The 23,644-nt window shown below is 51.3% G+C and carries 25 protein-coding genes; 6 read left to right on the top strand and 19 right to left on the bottom strand.

Annotated elements, in window-relative coordinates; all coding sequences use genetic code 11:
- Positions 1–35: 35 nt before the first annotated feature.
- The 6 genes from AK95_RS11245 to wecB form a co-directional block, all read right to left on the bottom strand.
- A complete protein-coding gene (locus tag AK95_RS11245; RefSeq protein ID WP_006211360.1) occupies positions 36–266 on the bottom strand; it encodes a KH domain-containing protein in 231 nt (76 codons plus the stop codon).
- 21 nt (positions 267–287) lie between these two features.
- Complete coding sequence (gene rpsP, locus AK95_RS11240) at positions 288–560, bottom strand: 30S ribosomal protein S16 (RefSeq protein WP_006211361.1); 273 nt, start codon at positions 558–560, stop codon at positions 288–290.
- A 48-nt stretch (positions 561–608) separates the two neighbouring features.
- The gene (ffh, locus tag AK95_RS11235; RefSeq protein WP_071220054.1) at positions 609–1,991 is read right to left on the bottom strand and encodes a signal recognition particle protein; all 1,383 of its coding nucleotides are present in this window, start codon (positions 1,989–1,991) and stop codon (positions 609–611) included.
- 21 nt (positions 1,992–2,012) lie between these two features.
- On the bottom strand, positions 2,013–2,369 hold the full coding sequence (locus AK95_RS11230; protein WP_071220053.1) for a putative DNA-binding protein: 357 nt from the start codon (positions 2,367–2,369) through the stop codon (positions 2,013–2,015).
- Positions 2,370–2,506: 137 nt separating this feature from the next.
- Positions 2,507–3,154: a PAQR family membrane homeostasis protein TrhA gene (gene trhA, locus AK95_RS11225; protein ID WP_071220052.1), complete on the bottom strand. Its 648-nt coding sequence runs from the start codon at positions 3,152–3,154 to the stop codon at positions 2,507–2,509.
- A gap of 120 nt (positions 3,155–3,274) precedes the next feature.
- Positions 3,275–4,393, bottom strand: a complete 1,119-nt coding sequence (gene wecB, locus AK95_RS11220) for a non-hydrolyzing UDP-N-acetylglucosamine 2-epimerase (RefSeq protein WP_201259376.1) — start codon at positions 4,391–4,393, stop codon at positions 3,275–3,277.
- Positions 4,394–4,598: 205 nt separating this feature from the next.
- On the opposite strand from wecB, the gene AK95_RS11215 reads away from it, so the two are divergent.
- The 5 genes from AK95_RS11215 (at position 4,599) to AK95_RS11195 (ending at position 8,442) form a co-directional block, all read left to right on the top strand.
- Positions 4,599–5,627 carry a glycosyltransferase family protein gene (locus tag AK95_RS11215; protein WP_071220051.1) on the top strand — a complete coding sequence of 343 codons (1,029 nt, stop codon included), beginning with the start codon at positions 4,599–4,601 and terminating at the stop codon, positions 5,625–5,627.
- Positions 5,624–6,796: a glycosyltransferase family 2 protein gene (locus AK95_RS11210; RefSeq protein ID WP_071220050.1), complete on the top strand. Its 1,173-nt coding sequence runs from the start codon at positions 5,624–5,626 to the stop codon at positions 6,794–6,796. The genes AK95_RS11215 and AK95_RS11210 overlap by 4 nt, the downstream gene beginning before the upstream one ends.
- Positions 6,797–6,825: 29 nt before the next feature.
- Positions 6,826–7,836 (top strand): polysaccharide pyruvyl transferase family protein, encoded by a 1,011-nt coding sequence (locus tag AK95_RS11205; RefSeq protein ID WP_071220049.1) that lies wholly within the window; start codon positions 6,826–6,828, stop codon positions 7,834–7,836.
- Between the two features lie 19 nt (positions 7,837–7,855).
- Entirely contained in the window at positions 7,856–8,176 is a 321-nt protein-coding gene (locus tag AK95_RS11200) for a hypothetical protein (protein WP_071220048.1), read from the top strand.
- A gap of 62 nt (positions 8,177–8,238) precedes the next feature.
- The gene (locus AK95_RS11195) at positions 8,239–8,442 is read left to right on the top strand and encodes a hypothetical protein (RefSeq protein WP_071220047.1); all 204 of its coding nucleotides are present in this window, start codon (positions 8,239–8,241) and stop codon (positions 8,440–8,442) included.
- A 92-nt stretch (positions 8,443–8,534) separates the two neighbouring features.
- On the opposite strand, the gene ftsY is transcribed toward AK95_RS11195, so the two are convergent.
- From ftsY to AK95_RS11135, 12 genes are all read right to left on the bottom strand, one after another.
- Complete coding sequence (gene ftsY, locus AK95_RS11190) at positions 8,535–9,536, bottom strand: signal recognition particle-docking protein FtsY (protein WP_071220046.1); 1,002 nt, start codon at positions 9,534–9,536, stop codon at positions 8,535–8,537.
- A gap of 27 nt (positions 9,537–9,563) precedes the next feature.
- Positions 9,564–13,133, bottom strand: coding sequence for a chromosome segregation protein SMC (smc, locus tag AK95_RS11185; protein ID WP_071220045.1), 3,570 nt, complete (start codon positions 13,131–13,133; stop codon positions 9,564–9,566).
- 206 nt (positions 13,134–13,339) lie between these two features.
- Complete coding sequence (gene rnc, locus AK95_RS11180) at positions 13,340–14,038, bottom strand: ribonuclease III (protein WP_071220044.1); 699 nt, start codon at positions 14,036–14,038, stop codon at positions 13,340–13,342.
- A gap of 12 nt (positions 14,039–14,050) precedes the next feature.
- Positions 14,051–15,289: a beta-ketoacyl-ACP synthase II gene (gene fabF / locus AK95_RS11175; protein ID WP_071220043.1), complete on the bottom strand. Its 1,239-nt coding sequence runs from the start codon at positions 15,287–15,289 to the stop codon at positions 14,051–14,053.
- Between the two features lie 164 nt (positions 15,290–15,453).
- Positions 15,454–15,687 carry an acyl carrier protein gene (gene acpP, locus AK95_RS11170; protein ID WP_006211375.1) on the bottom strand — a complete coding sequence of 78 codons (234 nt, stop codon included), beginning with the start codon at positions 15,685–15,687 and terminating at the stop codon, positions 15,454–15,456.
- A 109-nt stretch (positions 15,688–15,796) separates the two neighbouring features.
- On the bottom strand, positions 15,797–16,546 hold the full coding sequence (fabG, locus tag AK95_RS11165) for a 3-oxoacyl-[acyl-carrier-protein] reductase (RefSeq protein WP_071220042.1): 750 nt from the start codon (positions 16,544–16,546) through the stop codon (positions 15,797–15,799).
- A 47-nt stretch (positions 16,547–16,593) separates the two neighbouring features.
- Positions 16,594–17,526 (bottom strand): ACP S-malonyltransferase, encoded by a 933-nt coding sequence (fabD, locus tag AK95_RS11160; protein WP_071220041.1) that lies wholly within the window; start codon positions 17,524–17,526, stop codon positions 16,594–16,596.
- A 48-nt stretch (positions 17,527–17,574) separates the two neighbouring features.
- Entirely contained in the window at positions 17,575–18,564 is a 990-nt protein-coding gene (locus AK95_RS11155) for a beta-ketoacyl-ACP synthase III (protein WP_071220040.1), read from the bottom strand.
- A gap of 8 nt (positions 18,565–18,572) precedes the next feature.
- Complete coding sequence (gene plsX, locus AK95_RS11150) at positions 18,573–19,559, bottom strand: phosphate acyltransferase PlsX (RefSeq protein WP_071220039.1); 987 nt, start codon at positions 19,557–19,559, stop codon at positions 18,573–18,575.
- Between the two features lie 24 nt (positions 19,560–19,583).
- Entirely contained in the window at positions 19,584–20,195 is a 612-nt protein-coding gene (fapR, locus tag AK95_RS11145; protein WP_179090709.1) for a transcription factor FapR, read from the bottom strand.
- 140 nt (positions 20,196–20,335) lie between these two features.
- Positions 20,336–20,509 (bottom strand): 50S ribosomal protein L32, encoded by a 174-nt coding sequence (gene rpmF, locus AK95_RS11140; protein ID WP_006211382.1) that lies wholly within the window; start codon positions 20,507–20,509, stop codon positions 20,336–20,338.
- 51 nt (positions 20,510–20,560) lie between these two features.
- Positions 20,561–21,070 carry a YceD family protein gene (locus tag AK95_RS11135; RefSeq protein ID WP_071220038.1) on the bottom strand — a complete coding sequence of 170 codons (510 nt, stop codon included), beginning with the start codon at positions 21,068–21,070 and terminating at the stop codon, positions 20,561–20,563.
- A gap of 198 nt (positions 21,071–21,268) precedes the next feature.
- On the opposite strand from AK95_RS11135, the gene AK95_RS11130 reads away from it, so the two are divergent.
- Positions 21,269–22,504 carry a nucleotidyltransferase gene (locus tag AK95_RS11130; protein WP_071220037.1) on the top strand — a complete coding sequence of 412 codons (1,236 nt, stop codon included), beginning with the start codon at positions 21,269–21,271 and terminating at the stop codon, positions 22,502–22,504.
- On the opposite strand, the gene AK95_RS11125 is transcribed toward AK95_RS11130, so the two are convergent.
- The gene (locus AK95_RS11125; protein WP_071220036.1) at positions 22,494–23,534 is read right to left on the bottom strand and encodes a SepM family pheromone-processing serine protease; all 1,041 of its coding nucleotides are present in this window, start codon (positions 23,532–23,534) and stop codon (positions 22,494–22,496) included. The genes AK95_RS11130 and AK95_RS11125 overlap by 11 nt on opposite strands.
- Positions 23,535–23,644: the final 110 nt, after the last annotated feature.

Here is a 23,644-nt window from a genome sequence, read left to right as displayed (position 1 = left end):
GCTAGGACATGCATCCTAACCCCCTTTCGTATATTTTAAGAAATGATATCAACGGTCACCCGTTTATCCATTTTAACCGCCGCCGATGTTACGACTGTACGCAATGATTTGGCGATACGCCCTTGTTTGCCTATGACCTTCCCGACATCGTCAGGATGCACGTACAGCTCATATACAATCAAGTGCTCCTTCTCAACGGTCTTCACAGTCACATCTTCTGGATGATCCACTAAAGCCTTAGCAATAACGCGAACTAATTCTTCCATAGATAACCCTCGCGATCAGTCTTATTTCTGATGCTTCAGCTCATGAAACTTCTTCATTACGCCCGCTTTGCTAAGCAAGTTGCGAACCGTGTCAGATGCTTGCGCACCATTTTGAAGCCAGTTCAGTGCTTTCTCTTCATCGATCTTAACTTCAGCCGGTTGAGCAACCGGATTGTAATAACCGATTTCCTCGATAAAACGGCCATCACGCGGGGAACGGGAATCAGAAACCACCACGCGGTAGAAAGGAGCCTTGTGAGCACCCATGCGTTTCAGACGAATACGTACTGCCATTTGAAAATTCACCTCCTTCAAAAAATGTCCATTCGATATCACCGTGACTTAACGAAACGGGAATTTCATGCCTTTTCCGCCAGTCAAGCCTTTCAGCTGTTTCATGGCCTTGTTCTTGCCGCCTTTAGGACCCATCATATCCGAGAACTGTTTCATCACGCGGCGCATTTCGTCAAACTGCTTGATGAGCCGGTTCACTTCAGCCAGCGAGGTTCCGCTGCCCGCCGCAATCCGTTTACGACGATTATGATTGATAATGTCAGGCTGCTGCTTCTCCGCAGTTGTCATGGAGTGAACAATAGCCTCAATGCGTCCCATCTGCTTCTCGTCCACCTTGAGATCCTTGGCTTGCTTCATCTTGCCCATGCCGGGAATCATATCCATCAGCTGATCCAGGGGACCGAGCTTCTTGACCTGATCCATCTGCTCCAGGAAATCCTCAAACGTAAATTCGGCATTACGCATTTTACGTTCCATTTCCTTGGCCTTGTCTGCATCAATGTTCGATTGTGCTTTCTCGATAAGCGACAGCATATCGCCCATGCCGAGAATCCGCGATGCCATTCGTTCCGGATGGAACGGTTCGAGCGCATCAATCTTCTCGCCAAGTGCGGCGAATTTGATCGGACATCCGGTAACGGCCTTAACCGAGAGGGCGGCACCGCCTCGGGTATCGCCGTCCAGCTTCGTCAGTACGACGCCCGTGAGCGTCAATTGCTGATTGAAGCTTTCCGCGACATTCACCGCATCCTGACCTGTCATCGCATCAACGACAAGCAGGACTTCATCAGGATTCACTACGCTGTGAATCTGCTTCAATTCTTCCATCAGCTCTTCATCGACATGAAGACGGCCGGCGGTATCGATAATGACATAATCGTGACCGTTATCTTTGGCATGCTGGAGGCCCTGTTTTGCGATTTCAACCGGGCTTGTCTTGTCTCCTAGCGAGAACACCGGTACGTTGATCTGACTGCCGAGTACTTCGAGCTGTTTGATCGCCGCTGGACGATAAATATCGCCGGCAACGAGCAGCGGTCGGCTGTTCTGCTTCTGAAGCAGCTTGGCCAGCTTACCCGAAGTCGTTGTCTTACCGGCACCTTGCAAACCGGCCATCATAATAACTGTTGGCGGCTTGTTGCTCTTCGCCAGTTTGGCTTGGCTTCCTCCCATCAACTCCGTCAGTTCTTTATTAACGATGTCAATGATCACCATGCCGGGCGTAAAGCTGTCCATCACTTCCTTGCCGATGGCCTTCTCTTTTACTTTGGATACGAAATCCTTAACCACTTTGAAGTTAACGTCGGCTTCGAGAAGCGCGAGTCTGACTTCACGCATGGCGGCTGTTACATCTTCCTCGGACACCTTGCCTTTACCACGAAGCTTGCTGAACACATTCTGTAGTCTGCTGGTCAATCCTTCAAACGCCATATCCGCCACCTCCGTTCATACTTAATCCCATACTTTTAATCGTTCGACCATATCGGTCATTACATTCTTATCATGTTCACCTAGGTCGCTACGCTCCACCATTACCCGAAACTTATCCAGCTCCCGGATGCGCGTTTCATGCTTGCTCAGGAGCCCCAACTTCTCTTCGTAGGACTCGAGGACCTGTTCTGCGCGCTTAATATGCTCATAGACGGCCTGACGACTAATCTCAAATTCACCAGCGATTTCTCCAAGGGAAAAATCATCATGGAAATAATATTTCAAAAAGGTCTGCTGTTTCTCTGTCAGCAGCTGCTCATAGAAATCGAACAGCAAATTGATCCGGTTCGTCTTCTCGAGCCGATTCTCCTGACTCATTTAAGGGCACCCCCTCGTCAAGGAAAAACACTTTACAGTTCGCTTAACGAACCTTATCATACAAAAAACAAAGAAGGATGTCAAGCCATTTCCCTTGTCATCCTTCTTCATGTACAGGAAGCCTTCTTCCTACCCGTTCAACCGATAGGAAGAAGGTATATCAGTATCGCAAAAAAGTGGAGGATCGACCCCGCCAGCACAAACAAATGCCAGATAGCATGATGGTACGGGAAGCCCCGCCACACATAGAATATGGTACCCAGCGTGTACAACACGCCGCCAATGGCAAGCAAATTCATCCCTTGAGGCGCTACAACCGCCGTTAACGGATTCCAGGCAATAACGATCAGCCAGCCCATCGCAATGTAGAATATCGTAGAGAGGAACAGAAACTTCTTGACGAAGAATGCTTTAAACACGACACCGAATAGCGCAATGCCCCATACGATCCCGAAGAGACTCCAGCCCAGCGATCCCCGGATGGCAACCAGCAGGAATGGCGTATAAGTCCCTGCGATGAACAAGTAAATGGAAGAGTGATCCATAAACTCAAAGAAATCCTTGGCTTTCCCGTCTCTCAAACCGTGCACGAGCGTGGAGCTCAGATACAGCAGGAGCATCGTTGAGCCATAGATCGTGAAGCTCACCACATGCCAGGCTGTGCCTTTCAAACTTGAAAATACGATTAGGAGCACCAGCGCAGCAACGCTAAGCGCCGCTCCTATGCCATGCGTTATTGCATTCGCTATCTCTTCTCTGCGTGGATAAGTGTAAGTATTGGCCATAACAGGTATCCTTTCGCTTGAAATCTTATAGAGGTTATTTCAAAAAAACTGACTTTTTGAACCCGACTTATACTTCATTATACGCCCTTCGGGCATGCAAAATCAAAGCCGTCCCCTATATCAGCCCCTCTGCGATTGAAAGAATCGATGGATGGCGCTGACGATTTGGCGGGACGCGGTGCCGTCGCCAAACGGATTATGGGCTCTGGCCATGCTGTGGTACGCTTCCTTATCCGTCAGCAGCCGCTCTATTTCTGCCTGAACCGCTTCACACTCCGTACCAACGCATTTTAGGGTACCTGCTGTGACCCCTTCCGGGCGTTCGGTTTTATCCCTCAGTACCAGAACCGGCTTCCCCAGTGACGGCGCTTCCTCCTGTATGCCGCCGGAATCCGTCAAGACCAGATAGGAACGCTGCATGATATGATGGAGATCAACGACATCGAGCGGTTCGGTCAAGTGGATTCGCTCGTGCCCCTCAAGCTCTTGCGCGACCGCCTCCTGTAGTACAGGGTTCGGATGAACCGGATATATCACTTCAATGTCAGGGTGCTTCTGGATCACCCGCTTCACAGCCTCAAATACCCCTTTCATCGGTGCTCCCCAATTCTCCCGCCGATGCATGGTCATCAGTATTAAGCGGCTATCTTGCCGTAACTTGTTCTGTATCGGATGTTTAAAAGGAGCCTTTAGCGTCCACTTCATTGCATCGATTCCCGTGTTTCCCGTTACATACACGTGAGCCGAACGATTCTCGGCTTTGAGATTTGCTGCCGACAGCGCCGTCGGGGCAAAATGCATATCCGCCACCCTGCCGATCCACTCGCGATTCATCTCCTCTGGAAACGGCGCGTATTTGTCATACGTCCTCAGCCCTGCTTCCACATGTCCCACCGGAACCTTTGCGTAATAAGCTGCCAAAGCACCAATGAATGCCGTTGTGGTATCTCCATGGACCAGCACTAGATCATATTTTCTCGCTTGGAATACCTTCTCCATCCCTTTTAGCAGGTCAGCGCTCAAATTGTATAAGGATTGCCCTTCCTTCATGATATTCAGATCCGTTTGCGTCTGGATTTCAAAAAAACGAAGCACCTGGTCCAGCATCTCCCGGTGCTGGGCGGTTACGCATACGATTGGAGTTAATCCCGGGGCTGACTCCAATTCCTTGACCAAAGGTGCCATTTTAATCGCTTCCGGACGCGTTCCGAATATAACCAGAACATTTTTATGTTTCACGAACCTTCACTCCCCCTCGTTTTATATGAGAAGATAGATCTGAAACCTCATATCTTAAGCATTATATGGAAAGTTGATAGATTCGTTCCGGTCATGAGCAAGCTTGTAGAAATCAACCATTTTTCTGCGATTCGGCTTATTCGTCCAATTCTATGAAGCTAGCAACGCATATATTATCCCGAGTACAAAGAAAGGAGGAAACCTCTTGGCTGTTATCATTTATCCGAGAACGATGAACTGGTCGTATATGAAACAGAGACCGCAGCAGCTTATGGCTCAATTGGGCGCGCTTGGTCATCAGGTTTTCTTCGAAAACCTGGCACCGCTGGATAAGGAATTCAAAGAAATTGAACCGAATGTGTTCCTGTTCACAGATACCAAAACCTTTTTGCACAAAAAGCTGCCTGCCCTTCGCAAAGAACATCCGATTGTCGTCTGGACGACCTGGTCTAAGCTCCGTACGCGCATTTCCACACTCTTCAAACCCGACGTCACCATCTACGACTGCTGTGATGAATTTCCGCATTGGGCAAAATATGAACCCAAAATGATTGATGAAGCGGACCATGTCGTATGTACCGCAGAGGTGATTCACACCCGGTTGTCCCTGGCATATCCGGATAAACCGCTTACCCTGATCCCGAATGGCGCAGACTCTTCATTTTTCCATATTCCATTCAGTGAAAGACCCACCGATCTCCCTCCGGGTCCTGTTGTCGCTTATATCGGCGCCTGGGCTTATTGGGTAGATCATGAGCTGTTCGCTAAGGCGGCCCTTCGTTTTCCGAACGTCCAATTCGTTTCCATTGGAGCTCCTTACGGCAGCTCCGGCGATTATTCGAAGCTCCCCAATGTGCATATACTTGGTGAAAAGCCACACCAGGAGCTCAAGCGTTATCTGACTCATATAGACGTTGCATTGATCCCCTTCCAATATCATCCGATTACGCTGGCAACCAATCCAGTCAAAGCATACGAGTATCTGGCATCCGGTGTCCGGGTATTGTCGACGGCTCTGCCGGAATGCATCGCCATGGAGCCGCATGTTACTACAGCGACCACCCATGATGATTTCTTGGGCAAGCTGTCCTCCATGCTCCATCAGCCGGACACGGAAGAGCATAAATTGGCCCGCATTGCCTACGCCAGAGAGAATCGCTGGGTTGAACGCGGATTGAAAGCCGATCAAGTGATCCGCCAGGCCATCCTGGACAAAGGCATGAACCACCATTGAAACCCTATGCCAGAATCCGTACCCAGCCATTCGGCTACAGGGACATCGATACGACAGCCTACCGTGAACACATCATTCAGGAAATCTCACAAATAGATCATGAGTGGATTCTATGGAGCGGTACCTTGTCTTTTTCCCATAAAAGCGCACAGCATTCCATTCCGATACCACCCCATATTCCAGATCGTATTGCCTGTATATGCATGAACGGCGCCCCTCTGTATTGGAGAAAAACCTGGCTGCTTGCTGCTCTCACCCGCTGGGATAACAGGCTTCCGGCTGCTAAATTTCTGCCTTACGATCTGCTGCCCGCCGATCCAAGCCTTACGATGCATCTGGACCCGACGCAAAATCCTCCGTATCAAAAGGATCTGGAGTATATTCTCCCTATTCTGTCCGCAACAAGAATGCGAGGGAAAACCGCCAGTTCGAAAGGGGCTTTATCCCCTGAAATTCCTCCGCAGCCTGTCATCTCCATTCTGATGAGCATTCATAATATGAAGGACACTTTAGGGTGGAGCATCCGTTCCGTGTTGGCTCAATCAAGCGATAAGTGGGAGCTGCTAATAGGCGATGACGGCTCGGAGGACGACAGTCTGGAGGAAGCCTGCGCTTATCTTGACAGCAGAATCCGGGTCCTGTCCCAATCGCGTAACCGCGGAAAGGCGATCATGATGAATCGGCTGTTATTTGAAGCAAAGGGTCGATATATTCTGGAATTGGATGGAGATGACTGGCTGGCACCGGATGCGATTGAACTCCTGTCTGACGCGCTTGACCAGAATCCGGACGGCAGGATGGCCACGGGGCGGTATGGATGCTGGGAACGAACCAGGCAGTTCGGTCCCCTATGGAGAAGAAACGTTGATTCCGGCCATCTTTATTCGTCCTGGTCTGCTTCCTTAAATCGAACGACCCAACATGGGCACCCGCTTGTCCCTCGAATGTATCGCAAGTCATCCTTAATCGCCATTGGCGGCTGGTGGAATCGGGAGGATCGTCTCGGGCGTATCTTCGAAGATATCGATGTCACCGCCAGGCTTCTTAAGCACAGCTCACCGGTTCAGGTCGATGCCGTCTTGTATCATCGCGTCCTTTATGGCAGCAGCACCAGCCAGCGTAACCGCAGCCTCTTCGAAGCCTGGTGTCAGCAAACAGGCAAGAGCTAGACAACGCTTGAAAAGGAGGTGATACGTAAATGCATATTGCCGCTTCCGGGTACTATGGAATGGGAAACTTCGGTGATGATTTATTTCTTCACACCCTTCGCCAGGTATTCCACGATCATCACGTCTATCCATGGAACTCCCGATTGGATCCCCGCCAGACGGATGCCTTTATCATCGGTGGTGGCGATTTAATTACACCCTACTCATTCAATTCCTATTACTTCCCTCCGCAGCTCAAAGGACAGCCTACCTGGGTCTACGGTGTCGGCATCGTGGACGCCTACCCGGAACACACCTGGCCTGAGGAGCAGGTATCCGCCTACCGGGAGATAATCTCCAAGGCAAACCGCGCGGTATTCCGGGATGATCGATCGTCGGCCATCGCCAGGCGGGCAGGCTTCCACCGAAATGTTGAAACCGCCCCTGATATGGTATTCGGCTATCGTCAGCCCGATATCCCGGTGAAACGATTCTCTAAGCGCCCCACCGTTGGCGTTGTTGTGTTTTCCTATGAATCGTTCCCGATGGAGAACATGACCAAACTGCTGGGGCATCTTATCGCCAAAGGTTATCATGCCGTCCTTATTCCGGTTATTCATCATCCGGGCAACGCGTACTCCGATTACAACACCTGTCTGCAATTGCAGCAGAAGGTAAGGGAGCTGACCCCTGGCGCTTCCATTGAAACGCTGCCGTTTCTCATGGATATCGAGCTCACCTACGGCTTCATACAATCCGTGGACTATCTGATATCATTCAAGCTTCACCCGACGCTAGCCGCTTTACGCGGCGGCAAGCCTGTACTGGCGCTTAGCACCATGAGCAAAGTGCATAGCCTGCTGAGCTCTTTTCGTCTCGGTCAGTACTTTACGGATTATCGTCAGCCGCTTGATGTGCTGATCGATAAAACCGAAACCTTCCTTAAATATGGCCCTGGTCATGTGGAGCGAATTATGCCCATGATCCGCGCAGCTGAGGAAGAAAGCACCGCTTCGCTTCTGGATTTAAAGAACCATATCGAGGAGCACAACCGTTGGTAATACAGAAAGGAGAATGACTATGTGTTGCTTCCTGTTCTGCAGAAGACTTGCCGGCAGAGTCAAAATGTTAACACGGCAGGTCGAACTTCTAAGCCAGGAAACCAGTCAACTAACCGAACGGGTAGAGTCACTGGAGAGTCAGGTTCTCACGGGTTTAACGATTAATCCGGAGCTGATTCAATTTTTCGAAGTCCGTACCGGCCAACAAGTACGGGTCAGCACAACGTTTGTTACGCTGGAAGGAGTCGTTCTGGCTACTGCTGAAGATGGTGTTCAGCTCCGTGAAGCATCGGGCGACCTTGTGCTGATTCCATTTGCCAATATTACTTCCGTTCAGTAATTCCTTCAGATGATACGGAATGTCAGCTTCAAACTTTCATTACGGCAAGGAGGTTAACCGATATGCGCTACGTGGATTGGCTGCAAGGATTTATCGGCTCGGAAACAGAAGTAACGGTGTCGGGAGATGTGATCATCGGCACGCTGACCGAAGTGGGCGAGGGAACCATCACCTTAAAAGTACCACCCATCATCTATGGTCCTCCTACAGATACTGCCATCATCCCGCTTCGTTCGATTGAGTTCGTTCGAATCGTCTCTTCATAAAAATGCATGTGCCCGTAGATTGAACCGAACATGGAAAAGGACCGAAAGTTATACTTTCGGTCCTTTTGTATACATAGCGACTAGACAAGTGCCTAGCCTTGTTGTTCTGCGGCATTCTCTTCTTCTTTAATCAAACCCGCAAAGAGGGCATGAACGAACTGCTCCGAGTCAAAGGTCTGGAGATCGCCCATTTTCTCTCCCAAGCCTACCAGCTTCACCGGAAGATTCAACTCCTGCCGAATTGCGATTACGATGCCGCCCTTAGCCGTGCCATCCAGCTTGGTTAATACGAGGCCGGTCACACCGCTCTTCTCTCCGAACAGCTTCGCCTGGCTTAGCGCATTCTGTCCTGTCGTCGCATCAAGGACCATCAGCACCTCATGCGGAGCGCTCGGGATTTCGCGTTGAATAACGCGGAAGATTTTATTCAACTCTTCCATCAGATTCGTTTTGTTCTGAAGGCGTCCCGCCGTGTCGCAGAGCAGAACATCCGCTTGCCGTTGCTTGGCTGCTTGAACCGCATCGAACATAACAGCTGCCGGGTCTGAGCCGGGCTGCTGTTTAATGACTTCAACGCCAACCCGTTCTCCCCATACCTCCAGCTGTTCAATCGCACCTGCACGGAATGTGTCGCCAGCGGCGAGCAAAACCTTCTTACCCTCCTGCTTGTAACGATGTGCCAGCTTACCAATCGTGGTGGTTTTGCCGACTCCGTTAACGCCGACAAACAGAATGACCGTAATTCCATCCGGATTCTCCCTCAGCTCATTGCTGCTGTCATCACGAAGGAGTCCCATCAGTTTCTCGGACAAGACCGGCTGCAGATCGGCAGCGTCCTCAATCCGCCGTTTCTTTACTTCGGCACGAAGATCGTCCATCAGATCCATCACCGTATTGACGCCGACGTCAGCACCAATCAGAATCTCTTCCAATTCCTCGTAAAATTCTTCATCGATCTTTTTCCGGCGAATGACCAGGTCCGACACTTTCTCGATAAATCCCTTCCGAGTTTTCTCGAGTCCGTCCCGGAACTGTTTTGTTACGTTTTCCGTTTTGCTGGAAATGCTCTCTTTTAACTTCTTAAAAAAGCTCATACGTACCCTCCATGTCGTTATGTTAAATTAGGCAATCTCCGCTTCCTCATTCTCAAGCTTGACGGACACCAGCTTCGACACGCCGCCTTCTTCCATCGTGACGCCGTACAGCACGTCGGCCTCTTCCATCGTTCCTTTGCGGTGGGTGACCACGATAAACTGCGTTTGCTCAGAGAACTCCCGCAGATACTGGGCAAACCGGACCACATTCGCTTCGTCAAGCGCCGCTTCGACCTCATCCAGTACGCAGAACGGAACCGGCTTCACCTGCAGAATGGCAAACAACAGCGCCATAGCGGTTAATGCACGCTCTCCACCGGAGAGAAGCTGCAGATTTTGCAGCTTCTTGCCAGGAGGCTGCGCAACGATATCGATCCCCGTCTCAAGCAATCGATCCGGATCGATCAGGACCAGGTCGGCACGTCCACCTCCGAACAACTTCGTAAATACCGTGCCGAACTCGCGCCGGATCGCATCAAACGTCAGCTTGAAACGCTTGGACATTTCATCGTCCATTTCCTTAATGACCTGGTACAGGGTTGTCTTCGCTTCAACCAGATCTGCCTTTTGCTCACTTAAGAACAGGTATCTCTCATTAACGCGCTGATACTCTTCGATGGCCCCAAGATTGACATCTCCCAGGGAAGTTATCGACCTCTTCAAGTCACGCACTTCGTTCTGAGCGCCAGTGATGTCTTCCGGAATCGGATACCGCTGCTTGGCAAGCTCATAACTCAGCTCATAGTCCTCGCTTAATTTCTTCAATATATTCTCAAGCTCAACATCGAGCCGGTTTACCCCAATCTCGGTCTGGCGAAGCTGATCATCCACGGCCCGCAGCTGCGTGCGCTGTTCCTTGGTTTCGCTCTCTTCCAGCTCCAGCTTCCGGCTAAGCGCGGTGCGTGCAGCCCGCTTGAATTCCAGCTGCTGCGTAGCCTCTTCCTTCTTCAGCTTGTACTGGTTCAGATCCTCGATCTGCTTTACGCTTTCGCTTTCGTTCTGATTCAGGTCGGCTTGAACGGAGGCCAGCATCGTGCGGTTCTGTTTCTGCTCCTTCTCGTGGTTGTCGACATCCGACTGAAGACGCTTGAGCTGTTCTTCCAGCGAGAAGGTTTCCTGATCCAGCTTTCCTTCGCGCACCTTGAGGTTGGTCAGCTGACTCTGAAGCTCTTCCTTCGCCGATTCATTAGCTTTACGGGCAAATTCTGCAGCTTGGATCGCCAGATGGGTTGATTTCTCTTCCTCCTCCAGCTCGGACAACAGCTTCTGCGCGCGTTCACGGCTTGCCTGAATCTCTTTGGCTTCCTTCTCTTGACTGCTCTTCTCCTCGCCTGCCAGCTCGGCTTGTTCGAGGACGTGGCGCAGCTCATGCTCAAGCTGCTTGCGGTCCCCTGCAGCCTGCTGTTCCTCGATTCGCTTGTCGTCACCGGCTTTACGAAGCTCGTCCAGCTTATCCTGAGATTCGATCATTTGATTCCGGACGCCTTCAATGCCCTGCTGCAGCTTCTCCAGCTGCTTCTCGGTCTCCGTGATTTCCTGATCCAGCTGCTCCAGCTGACGCTTGCGTCCCAGCAGGCTGTTCGTTTTCTTGTGCTGACTGCCGCCTGTCATGGATCCGCCTGCATTGACCACGTCGCCCTCGAGTGTGACGACACGGAAGCGATAGGAGAATCTTGCAGCAATCTTGTTCGCTTGCTCCAGTGTCTCGGCGATCACGACATTGCCCAGTAGGCTGCCGACGATGTTGCTGTATCTTGAATCATACTTCACCAGCTCGGAGCCAAAGCCTACAAATCCGGCTTCCCCTTCTGCCAAGTGCCGATCCGAAGCGGATACATTCCGTGGACGAATGACGTCCAAAGGCAGGAAGGTTGCCCGTCCTAACTGGCGCTGCTTCAGGAAGGCAATCGCCTGCCTGGATACGGACTCGTTCTCCATGACGATATGCTGAACCGATGCGCCCAGGGCCGTCTCCATCGCAAGCTCCAGCTTTTCCGGTACACGAATCAACTCGGCCACCGCACCATGGACCCCATGGAGCACGGATTTGCGGGAAGCCTTCAGTACTTCCTTAACCCCCAGCATAAATCCGTCAAAATCGTCCTGAAGTTCTTTCATGGTATCGCGGCGGGAAATTTGCGCCTCCCGCTTCTGCTCCCATTTCCGAAGGGCTCCCTGCGTCTCTTCCTGCAATTTCTGCAGGGATTGATATCGCTCACTCTCGCTGATATAACCGCTGCGGAGTTCTGCAATCTCTTTACCGAAGCGTTCAATACTTCGATCGATGCTATCTTTGCGGCGGAGCAGATCCTCTTTCAGGGCTTCCCATTTACCCGACTCCTCTTGCGCCCGATTCATCCGCCGATCCAGCGCCTCCTGCTGCTGGTCGGCGTAACGGATTTCATTCCGGGCTTGAGCCATTTGGTTCATAAGCTCCAGTAAATTCCCCTTCAAGCTCTCTTCCTGCTGCTGGCTGATTCCGCCGGTTACGCCCACCAGCTTCGCTTCTTCCGCTGACAGCTGGTCCCGCACTTGGGTTAATTCCTGCTGTAGTTCCTGCAGCTTGCTCTTCATGCTCGCAAGCTCGCCTACGCGCGCTCCAAGACGTTGATCGCCTGATTGCAAACTTTCTTCCAGCTGCTCGCGCGTACGTTCCAGGTTGCGGCGGCGTTCCTTGAGCACCTCGCCATAGCCTTCGCTCTTCTCGAACAGCTCACTGAATTGAAGCAGTTGGCTCTGCAGATCCTCAACTTCCTGCTCCAGCTGGCGCAGCGCTGATCTGTCACTCTCCAGTTTGGCATCGTGCGCGGATACAACGGTAGACAGCGCGAGCTGCTCTTCCTTCAGCTGTTCAAGCTTCGCATTGGCCTCGCTCCATGAGGTATGTATCTGTTCGATCTGATACACATACAGCGAGATTTCCTTGTGCTTCAGCTTCTCCCGAAGCTCCTTGTAGCGAATGGCCTTCTCGGACTGCTCTTTGAGTGGTCCGATCTGATCCTCAAGCTCCGTGACCAAGTCGTGGATGCGAAGCAGGTTTTGCTCTGTTTCATCCAGCTTGCGCACAGACTCTTTTTTACGAGATTTATATTTAACGATCCCGGATGCTTCCTCAAAAATCCCCCGGCGATCTTCTGAACGTGTACTCAATATTTCCTCAATCCGGCCTTGTCCAATGATGGAATAGGCTTCTTTACCAATTCCGGTGTCCATGAACAGCTCCGTAATATCCTTGAGTCGGCATGATTGCCTATTAATGAAATACTCGCTGTCCCCGCTGCGGTGCACTCTCCTAGTTACGGTAACCTCATTAAAATCCAGCGGTAGTACATGATCCTCATTATCCAGAGTAAGGGAGACCTCCCCATAATTAACCGCTTTACGCGCATCGCTTCCGGCAAAGATAATATCCTCCATCTTGCCGCCGCGAAGCGATTTGGCGCTCTGCTCGCCAAGCACCCAGCGGATCCCATCGGAAATGTTGCTCTTGCCGCTGCCATTCGGACCTACAACGGCTGTAATTCCCCGGACAAATTCCATCTCCGTCTTGTCGGCAAACGATTTAAATCCTGCTAACTCGATCCGTTTCAAAAACATATTCGAACTATCACCTCTCCTGCTATTGTACCATAAGTAGAATCGGCTTCACCGCCGTCTTTGGACGAGGTCCATCAACGTTATAAGCAGCTGTCCCTTGATCAAAAGACAGACAACGAAAAGAGCAAAAAACAGTCATCCTATCCGGGTCCGGTTATCCGCTTGACTGCTCTTTGCTCTTTGTTTGTCATCACATCAGCGAAGCTTTAGGCATCCGCACGTTTCAGCTGCTTTAAGGCTACTGCCGCTGCTTGCTGCTCGGCTTCTTTCTTGGATCTGCCGCTTCCGCGTCCAAGACATTCGCTTCCCATGTATACCTCCGAGACAAACTCCCGCTCATGTGCCGGTCCTCGCTCTTCTACGATACGATATTCCAGTGCGCCCATGCCGTGATGCTGGGTCAGTTCCTGAAGCTCAGTCTTATAATCGCTCATCTGCGGACGACCGTTGACGGTCACCGTGGGAAAGACATGGTCGCTTAAAAACCGGCGAACCGCTTCCAATCCCTGATCCAGATAAAGCGCCCCCACAAATGACTCAAATACGTCTGCCAGAAGTGCCGGGCGGGTTCGACCGCCCGTCATTTCCTCTCCTTTGCCTAACAGAACGTAACGACCAAAGTCCAGACCTACAGCGAATTGCACCAGGGAGGGCTCACATACGATAGCGGCCCGCAGCTTGGTTAACTCGCCTTCCGGACGGTCCGGAAAAAGGTTGTATAAGAATTCGCTCACCGTCAGTTCCAGAACAGCATCCCCTAGAAATTCAAGACGCTCGTTGTCCTGGCTCTGACTGAAGCGATGTTCGTTTACATAAGATGCGTGGGTAAAGGCCTGCTTCAGCAGCATTGCATTGCGAAACTGGATTTGAAGTTTATGCTGTAACTGCTTCAGATCTCCACTCAACACACTGTCCCCTTACTCGGCGTATTTTTTCAGGATAATCGTGGCATTATGCCCGCCAAATCCGAACGAATTGGACATGACGATATCCAAATCGGCTTTACGCGGGTGATTCGGTACGTAGTCAAGATCGCACTCCGGATCTTGATCCTCCAGGTTAATCGTTGGTGCAATGGTTTGGTTCTTCAAGCTCAGCCCGCAGATAACCGCTTCAACGCCGCCGGCAGCCCCAAGTAAATGACCCGTCATCGACTTGGTTGAACTAACGGCTACTTTATAGGCATGGTCACCGAGAGCCATCTTAACGGCCTTCGTTTCCGAGCGGTCTCCCACCGGCGTTGAAGTCCCGTGAGCATTAATGTAATCCACATCCTCCGGCGCAATGCCTGCGTCACGGATCGCCATCTTCATGCAGCGAGCTGCTCCATCCGGATCCGGCTCGGTAATATGATGGGCATCGGCACTAAGGCCATAGCCAACCACCTCGGCATAAATTTTGGCACCGCGTTTCAACGCATGCTCCAGGGATTCGATCACGAGCACGCCCGCGCCTTCACCCATAACAAAACCGTCGCGGCCGGTATCGAATGGCCGACTGGCTTTTTCCGGCTCGTCATTACGGGTTGACATTGCACGCATAGCGCAGAAACCAGCCATCCCTGTTGGACGAATGGTTGCCTCCGCCCCGCCGCAGATCATGACATCGGCATCACCGCGCTGTATCAGACGGTATGAATCGCCGATCGAATGCGTTCCGGTAGCACAAGCCGTAACCTGTGTGGTGTTCGGACCCTTGGCTCCCAGATTGATCGACATCTGGCCTGAGGCCATGTTAGCGATCATCATTGGAATAAAGAAGGGGCTTACACGTTTCGGGCCTTTTTCGAGCAGGATATTATGCTGATCCTCCCAAGTGCCCAAACCGCCGATACCCGATCCGATCGAAACGCCAACCCGTTCTGCATCGGCATTCACGCCAATTTCAAGGCCACTGTCCTCCAGCGCCTTCGAACCGGCTGCAACCGCAAGCTGTACAAAACGGTCCATCCTGCGGGCTTCTTTGCGATCCATGTAATCCTCCGGATTAAAATCCTTCATGGATGCTGCGATCTGTGTTGTGTAATCACTCACATCAAATGCTTCGATGCGGGATACGCCAGACTTGCCTTCCATCAAACTGTTCCAGAATGTATCCAGGTCTTGACCAATCGAGGTCATGACGCCCATTCCTGTTACAACGACTCTATGTTTCAAACAGTTTCACCTCTATATGGACTGCCCGTCCATCTATGAAGCCGCATATGCAGACTCATGATAACGAAGGCAGTAATAATCTATCACTTGTTTGTGCTAAAAAAGCTTGGATTGAATGTGGAGAAGTCCCGTCTTGCTAAAGAACGGGACTTAACTGTAATGACTTAGGTATGAGATTGTATGTAGTTTACAACTTCACCTACGGTCGTAATTTTCTCCGCATCTTCATCAGAGATCTCCATATCAAACTCATCTTCCAACTCCATCACCAATTCAACTACATCGAGAGAATCAGCTCCAAGGTCGTCTTTGAAAGATGCTTCTAATGTTACGTCGGCTTCGTCAACACCCAGGCGGTCGATAACGATGCGTTTCACGCGTTCCAATACATCGGACATCCGGCTCACCTCCTCTTGGTAATTATACGAGATATGACTTCAAATTGCCATAGAAGGCATTTGAAAACGATTTAATGCCCAGCGGCCAGCGCCGGAACATTGGCGGCGCCTACATATACATGCCGCCATCCACATGCAGCACTTGTCCAGTCATATAGGATGCACTGGAAGATGCTAGAAAAGCAACCACGCCGGCAATCTCCTCCGGCTGCCCCAGACGGGCGAGCGGAATTCCGCCAAGCAGGCCTTCCCGCATGTCCTCAGGAAGTTCCCGGGTCATATCGGTATCGATAAAACCAGGTGCCACGGCGTTCACCGTAATTCCACGGGAAGCGAGCTCCCTAGCGGCTGATTTGGTCAGACCGATGACTCCGGCTTTGGCCGCAACATAGTTGGCCTGCCCCGGATTGCCAAGCGCTCCGACAACGGAGGATATATTGATAATGCGCCCATAACGTTGTTTCATCATAGGACGCGTCACCGCCTTAAGGCAATTGAATACCCCTTTCAGATTCGTTTCGATTACCTGATCGAACTCCTCTTCCTTCATCCGCATGATTAGATTGTCTCTAGTGATCCCTGCATTATTCACCAGGATATCAATTCGACCAAAAGTCTCCAACACCTGCTTTACCATGGCATCGGCTTCTTCGGTCCGTCCAACGTTGGATTTAACCGCGATGGCCGATACGCCTTTTGCGCGAATCGCTTCCACAACCTCGGCTGCAGCCGCTTCGCTACCTGCATAATTGACAGCAACGTTAGCGCCCAAATCGGCAAGTCCGAGAGCAATGCTCCGGCCAATGCCGCGGGAAGCACCCGTAACAAGCGCAGTCTGTCCTTTTAGAGCTTCACTCATACCTATTCCTCCTTTCCGAAAGTAATCTGGTTTTTATCCATCGTTATTTATACGACCGTCTCCAAACTGCTGACGCTGTCCAGACTATTTACATTAATGACTTTGACGGATTTGTCAATCTTCTTGATCAAACCGCTGAGAACACTGCCCGGACCAATCTCGACGAAAGTGTCCACTCCTTGAGCGATCATCCATTCCACGCTGTCATGCCATAGCACGGGAGAGTAAACCTGCTCCACCAACAAACCGCGGATGGCAGCGGCATCTTCCACCGGACGCGCCGTCACATTGGCAACTACCGGAACGGACGGGGTATTAAACGCAGCCTGCTCCAGTTTATCAGCCAGTCGGTTAGCCGCCTCCTTCATCAGGGTCGAATGGAAGGGTCCGCTTACCTCCAGAGGGATAGCCCGCTTGCCGCCTGCTTCCTTGACTCTTTCTGCGGCAGTTGCGACGCCCTGTGCGGAACCCGAGATAACGATTTGTCCCGGACAGTTCATGTTCGCAAGTTCTACAACATGCCCCTCTGCCGTAATGCTCTTGCACAGTTCGGACAAAGCCTCACGGTCTGCCCCAAGCACGGCTGCCATGGCGCCTTGACCTCCGGGTACGGCTGCCTCCATGTATTCTCCGCGGGCTCTAACGATCGATACCGCTTCTTCGAAAGAAAGCACGCCTGCACATACAAGTGCGCTGTATTCGCCAAGGGAATGTCCCGCAACGTAATCCGGTTCGATCCCCTTGCCGCGAATGGCTTCCAGATAAGCCATGCTGGTTGCGAGGAGAGCTGGCTGCGTATTTACCGTTTGTTTCAAATCTTCATCAGGACCATTAAAAATAATGGAGCTGAGCGGAAATCCAAGCTGTTCATCCGCGGTAAGAAACAGATCCCTTGCGGCAGGAACCGCATCATAGGCATCCTTTCCCATTCCGACGGACTGAGCGCCCTGACCTGGAAATATAAATGCTGTTTTACCCAAAATCGTTAGCTCCCTTCTTTTATTTCACTAGTTCTACATACTATTCTGTTACCAGATGAGTACGGAGGAACCCCAGGTTAATCCTCCGCCAAAACCAACCATCAACACCTTGTCTCCTTCTTTCAGACGACCGGATTCCTGTGCTTCGACAAGAGCCAGCGGCACGGAAGCGGCTGAGGTGTTGGCGTATTTATCAACATTGATTACGACTTTCTCTTCCGGAAGCTCCAAGCGCTCCATGGCAGACTTAATGATCCGGATGTTGGCTTGATGAGGAATGAATAAGTCGATATCCTTTTTGTCGATGCCTGCTTTGGATAACACGGCTTCCGTGGCAGATCCCATCACCCGTACCGCAAATTTGAACACTTCGCGGCCGTTCATATAAATAAAGTGTTTATTCGTATTAATCGTTTCAGCGGAAGCCGGCAATCTCGAACCGCCTGCCTCAATGTACAGATGTGCTCCACCCGCACCTTCAGCACCCAGATCAAAGGCTTGGAATCCCCGTCCTTCCGGCACTTCGCCGACGATTGCCGCACCGGCACCGTCCCCAAACAGGACGCAGGTGTTCCGATCCGTGTAATCCGTAATGCGGGACAAGCAGTCTACCCCGATAACCAGAGCGTTGTTATACATACCTGTCTTCACGAAATTCGTGGCCGTTGCAAGGCCATATACAAACCCCGAGCAAGCAGCAGACAGGTCAAATGCCGCCGCCTTCTTGGCACCCAGACGATCCTGGAGAAGACATGCTGTAGAAGGAAAGAACATATCCGGCGTAATCGTCGCCACAATAATCAATTCCAGATCCTCGGCGTTCATTCCAGCGGATTTCAACGCGTTCACAGCAGCATGATAAGCCAAATCCGACGTCGCTTCGTTCGGAGCGGCAATATGTCGTTCCCGGATTCCCGTCATCGAGACAATCCATTCATCGCTTGTATCTACCATTTTCTCTAAATCATGATTTGACAATATTTTCTCAGGTACGTATTTGCCTGTGCCAATAATACCGACCGGACGCAAATTGTTCATTTCCTCACTCACTTCCCGCTGATTTCATTCGAAATACTCTCTACCAATCGGTTCTGGAGCGCCGTCCGCGCTTGGCGAACCCCATTCTTGATGGCGTTCGCATCCGATGAACCATGGCTCTTAACGACCAGACCGCTCAGACCAAGCAAAGGTGCTCCGCCATGCTCCTTATAATCGAGCGTTGATTTCAGGCTGCGTAGCTCCGGCATCATCAAGGCGGCGGCCATCTTGGTCTTAAGCGACTTGCTGAACTGCTCCTTCAATAGCGAAAAGAGCGCACCAGCCGTTCCTTCAATCGATTTCAACAAAATATTGCCCGAGAACCCGTCACATACGAGCACATCACAAACTCCGTTCATGACATCGCGGGACTCGACGTTGCCAACAAAATGGATAGGCAGCTCCTCCAGTAACGGATAAGCATGCTTCGTCAATTCATTTCCCTTGCCCGGCTCGGTACCGACATTTAACAGCCCGACCCGCGGTTTGGTGATTCCGTGCACCTTCTCGCGATACAGGCTGCCCATTAGTGCGTACTGCTGCAGATGCTCAGGCTTCGAATCCATGTTCGCTCCGAGATCCAAGGCGAGCATCCCCTTGCCGTCGAGCGTAGGAATCATAGGCGCAAGCGCAGGACGCTCAATCCCCTTCATCCTGCCAACAACCAGCAACCCGGTCGTCATGAGGGCTCCCGTATTGCCAGCCGAGATCATGGCATCGGCTTCACCTTCACGAATCATGCGTCCCGCTACAACCATCGAAGCATCCTTCTTCCGGCGGACCGCCTTAACCGGCTCATCCTCCGCTTCAATGACTTCACTTGCATGAACCACCTTCAGATTGGACGGCTTGTCCTTCAGGAGCGCTCCAATCTGCGCTTCATCCCCAACGAGAATGATCTCGGTATCGCTCCATTCCCGTGCCGCAATGAGTGCGCCCTCGACGTTACTCTGGGGGGCATTGTCGCCACCCATTGCATCAATCGCAATTCTCATGCCAAACTTCCTCCTTTACTTATGTCATTCTCCTGCAGATCGGTAGATTACGAAATTCCCCTGGAACACCATTTCATCAGCGACATAAGTAAACACTTCCACCTTGGCCTTCCCCTTCTGGCCGGCAATGGACCTAACGTAGGCTTTGGCAATGCATTTCTCGCCGAGACGAACCTGTCTCAAAAACCGTATATCCGCTGAAGACGTCAATGCGATTTCTTCATTGATTACGGCGATGGCAAGTGAATTGGCTTGAGCGAACACATAATGCCCACGGGCAATCCGCGTTTTGCTGAATACATGTTCCTCGCGGATTTCAAATATCGATATTCCGCTCTTGTCCAACTGCAAGTCAACGACATCCCCAATCACCTCTTCGAGCGACAAGGAACGAACCTGGTCATAGGAATGCTCCGCCATCTGCTTCATTCGCTCACGAAGCTCCGGGATGCCAAGTTCCATACGGTCAAGGCGTATCGTCTGAATGCTCACTTTAAGCTGGCGAGTCAACTCGCGGTCTGTAACAAAGGGATTCTCGTCGATCAGCTGAATCAGCCGCTGGTGACGGTCTTTCTTGGATAAACGATCGATGACGAAACAACTCCTTCTGCCGCTATGAAAGCCGCCATTCTTCAAACATATATATGTAAATTAGTCGCAAATATTAGAACCTGGTACTAATGTTAAGTATAAATCATGTCACGTCAAAAAGAAAGGGGGGCTTCAGACAAAAAAAATAGCACCTCACCGAAGATGAAGTACTACTTATTTAAAAACTATTGTTTGATGATCTCTCTTGCCTTATACGTTCCGCATACTTTACATACGCGATGAGCAAGCTTCAATTCTCCACATTGCTCGCATTTCACCATGCCTGGCACAGCCAGCTTAAAATGAGTACGACGCTTGTCACGACGTGTTTTGGACGTTCTACGTTGAGGTACTGCCATGTTCCCACCTCCTTATCAGTTCAACCCGCTGAACGGGTGCCATATCCATCATCATTTAAAGAAGTCCTTCAGACCGGCTAGCCTAGGATCGATCACTTCCGTATCGCAGTCGCACGTGCCTTCATTCAGGTCCTTGCCGCAATTCGGGCAGAGTCCCTTGCAGTCGGCTTTACATACCGGAGCTAGCGGCAGGTGGAGCAAAAATGCTTCTTCTACATAGGGAGTGAGATCCACACTCTCACCTTGCACGTATGTAGTGTCATCATTCTCATCCTGAATGGATTCAGGATCTTCCACCGGCTGGAATACTTCATGAAAAGGGATGTGTACATGTTCGCTGATCGGCTTCAGGCAGCGGGAGCAATTCATCTCCAGCTCGCCTTGCAATCGTCCACGAACATCCACCGTACCAGAAACCGATGGGATTGCTGTCAAATCCACGTCTAATGGCTGAACAGCAATGATATCCTTGCGGTCCTTAACGGCATTGCTTACATCCACGGTTTGATGGAACTGTAACGGTTGATCGCTGGTTGTCAATTTACGAAATTGAATTAGCATATCCATCACTCCAAACAAACAAAGATTATTATACCGATTCCCAAAGAGTTTTGTCAACAGGATAACCCTAACAACCTCTTTATTGTTACCCGATATTTCTCTTCATACTACCAGAATTACAACTCTCCCGGGGGATGCGCTTATTGTTGCAGGATCGTCATGTAATTATGTTATATTCTAATCAAGGAGTTGAAACGAATGAAGACGGTTGGCATTGTCGTTGAATATAATCCCTTACATAACGGTCATGTATTGCATTATCGCAAATCCAAAGAAGTCACGGGGGCAGATGCCGTCGTTGCGGTGATGAGCGGTCCGTTTCTCCAGCGAGGCGAGCCTGCCATCGCAAGCAAGCGCGCACGGGCGGAAATGGCCCTTGCCATGGGAGTTGACCTGTGCCTCGAGCTGCCGGTAACCTATGCCGTGCAGCCTGCGGAATGGTTCGCGTACGGTGCGGTAGCCATTCTGGAGGCTACGGGCGTAGTGAATTGCCTATCCTTCGGATCCGAAAGCGGTACGCTGGAGCAGATTCTGCCGTTGTCCCGTTCGCTCGCCAACGAATCCGGCGAGCTTCGATCCGAAATCGAAAAGCGCCTCCGGGAAGGCATGAACTTCCCGTCCGCTTACGGCGCTGCCGCTGCTGCCCTATTCGGTGAGTCCGAACCGGCGATTGCCCATTTGCAAGAGCTGCTCACGCAGCCGAACAATTCCTTGGGCCTGCACTACCTAATCGCTCTAGAGCGCCTGGGAAGCCGCATTACACCCTACACCATTCCAAGAGAAAACGCACAGTACCATGATCCCTTGCCGGGAGCGTCGTCCATTGCCAGTGCAACCGCCATCCGGAACATTATTCTGTCAGAGGGCTTGGAAGCCGCCAGACCCTATATGCCGGAATTCACGCACAGCATCATGGAGCGGGAAATCAAGAGCGGACGGGCTCCTGTCCATTGGGAGCAGTTTCGTCAGCCGCTGTTTCAAACCCTGCTCACGCATACGCCCGCGCAACTTGAAGGCCTTCTCGAAGTGACCGAAGGCTTGGAGCACCGTGTTCAGCGCTCGCTATTTCAGCTGGAGCAGCCGACGGTTGACGCCCTCCTGGAAGCGTTGAAGACCAAGCGCTATACGCGAACCAAGCTTCAGCGCATGCTGCTGCACATCATGCTGAATCATGACAAGGCATCGATGAATCGCGAAGAGCTGGCGAAAGGTCCGGGATATATCCGGGTCCTCGGCTTCAGCGAGACAGGGCGTTCTCTGCTGAAACGAATGAAGCGCAGCGCAGCGCTCCCCGTCATTCACAAGCCGGCCAAGCTGGAGCATCCTCAGCTGGAGAGGGACCTGATGGCAGCCGCCGTTTATGCCAACGGGCAACCTAGGCCTGACATGCGCCACTACTACGGCGATTACCTGCTGCCGCCGCTCACCCCTTAGGCGGCAGCTCCTCCAGATAATCCACTGCGTCTTGCAAGTCCTCGACCGGGATCAGCTTCATGTCCGTTTTGATCCGGTCCGCGCGCTTCTTGGCTTCATCGTAATTTTTTTGCGGCACAAAAAAGATATCCGCTTCCTTCCGATCAGCAGCCACGATCTTGTGCTTCACGCCGCCAATGGGGCCTACGGCGCCTGATTTATCAATGGTACCCGTTCCGGCGACCCGGTAACCTTTGCTTAAATCACCATCAGTAAGCTGGTTATATATTTCAAGAGTAAAGATCAGTCCGGCTGACGGCCCACCGATATTGGTATCCGCAAAATGAATGGTGTGATCGGGATCGGCCGGCTCCACGCTTTGCATCGTGGCAATCATGACGCCTAATCCCGGACGCTCCGCTCCTGTCTTCTCATCCTTAATGCTCACAAGCTGAACCTGTTCCTTAACGGTTTTCCCTTTGCGTTCAAGCTCCACGGATACCACTTCCCCGATGCTTTTTCCGCCTAACAGGCTGGCAATTTTCTCATTATCCTCTGCCGGCTGCCCATCGATCTTGATCAATTTATCGCCAGGCCGGAAATGCTCGGCATTAACAGAATTCTCGGAGATCGACATCACGAATACATAAGCAGGCTCGATGCTGTAGTCAATTCCTGCTTCCTGATAGGCCGCTTCCATTGCAGACGACTGGGAAGAGTTCATGTAATACACTTGTGTGGCTGCATACTCATCCTTGCTCTGATCGCCCATTTTCTCAGCTTTTTTCACAACCTCCGCATTCGGGTTAAACGCAGACATCATCAACAACGCCATATTGGCATAGCTTGCCGACACGGTTGTCATCATAAAAGTGCCCTCTTCCGCCGGATCGCCCTTCTCGACATTGATCATGGGGCGAACCTCTTCGGCACTCCCCGGCTGGTATACGAGATAAGGGGTCGGCATATAAACGACAACGTACAGCATGACCCCGACCATTAACAAATACAGCGCAATTTTTAAGCCATTCGGTTTTACAGACTTCTTCATGTGGTTCCCTTCCCTCCGCCTTATATATCCAGCCTTCAACCAAGTTTGGTCTGACGGTTGTCTCCTTTGCATAAAGTTGTACTAGCCATGTTTACGCTGAAAGGAGATTC

It is taken from the genome of Paenibacillus sp. LC231, from assembly GCF_001860525.1.
Lineage (GTDB): Bacteria > Bacillota > Bacilli > Paenibacillales > Paenibacillaceae > Paenibacillus_AQ.
This window is presented reverse-complemented; position numbering and strand designations above follow the sequence as displayed.

Coding starts and splice junctions, on each gene's coding strand:
- AK95_RS11245 (WP_006211360.1), bottom strand. CDS start 266: ATGGAAGAATTAGTTCGCGTTATTGCTAAGGCTTTAGTGGATCATCCA.
- rpsP (WP_006211361.1), bottom strand. CDS start 560: ATGGCAGTACGTATTCGTCTGAAACGCATGGGTGCTCACAAGGCTCCT.
- ffh (WP_071220054.1), bottom strand. CDS start 1,991: ATGGCGTTTGAAGGATTGACCAGCAGACTACAGAATGTGTTCAGCAAG.
- AK95_RS11230 (WP_071220053.1), bottom strand. CDS start 2,369: ATGAGTCAGGAGAATCGGCTCGAGAAGACGAACCGGATCAATTTGCTG.
- trhA (WP_071220052.1), bottom strand. CDS start 3,154: ATGGCCAATACTTACACTTATCCACGCAGAGAAGAGATAGCGAATGCA.
- AK95_RS11205 (WP_071220049.1), top strand. CDS start 6,826: ATGCATATTGCCGCTTCCGGGTACTATGGAATGGGAAACTTCGGTGAT.
- AK95_RS11200 (WP_071220048.1), top strand. CDS start 7,856: ATGTGTTGCTTCCTGTTCTGCAGAAGACTTGCCGGCAGAGTCAAAATG.
- AK95_RS11195 (WP_071220047.1), top strand. CDS start 8,239: ATGCGCTACGTGGATTGGCTGCAAGGATTTATCGGCTCGGAAACAGAA.
- ftsY (WP_071220046.1), bottom strand. CDS start 9,536: ATGAGCTTTTTTAAGAAGTTAAAAGAGAGCATTTCCAGCAAAACGGAA.
- smc (WP_071220045.1), bottom strand. CDS start 13,133: ATGTTTTTGAAACGGATCGAGTTAGCAGGATTTAAATCGTTTGCCGAC.
- acpP (WP_006211375.1), bottom strand. CDS start 15,687: ATGTCCGATGTATTGGAACGCGTGAAACGCATCGTTATCGACCGCCTG.
- fabG (WP_071220042.1), bottom strand. CDS start 16,546: ATGAGTGAAGCTCTAAAAGGACAGACTGCGCTTGTTACGGGTGCTTCC.
- AK95_RS11155 (WP_071220040.1), bottom strand. CDS start 18,564: ATGAACAATTTGCGTCCGGTCGGTATTATTGGCACAGGCAAATACGTA.
- plsX (WP_071220039.1), bottom strand. CDS start 19,559: ATGAGAATTGCGATTGATGCAATGGGTGGCGACAATGCCCCCCAGAGT.
- rpmF (WP_006211382.1), bottom strand. CDS start 20,509: ATGGCAGTACCTCAACGTAGAACGTCCAAAACACGTCGTGACAAGCGT.
- AK95_RS11135 (WP_071220038.1), bottom strand. CDS start 21,070: ATGCTAATTCAATTTCGTAAATTGACAACCAGCGATCAACCGTTACAG.
- AK95_RS11130 (WP_071220037.1), top strand. CDS start 21,269: ATGAAGACGGTTGGCATTGTCGTTGAATATAATCCCTTACATAACGGT.
- AK95_RS11125 (WP_071220036.1), bottom strand. CDS start 23,534: ATGAAGAAGTCTGTAAAACCGAATGGCTTAAAAATTGCGCTGTATTTG.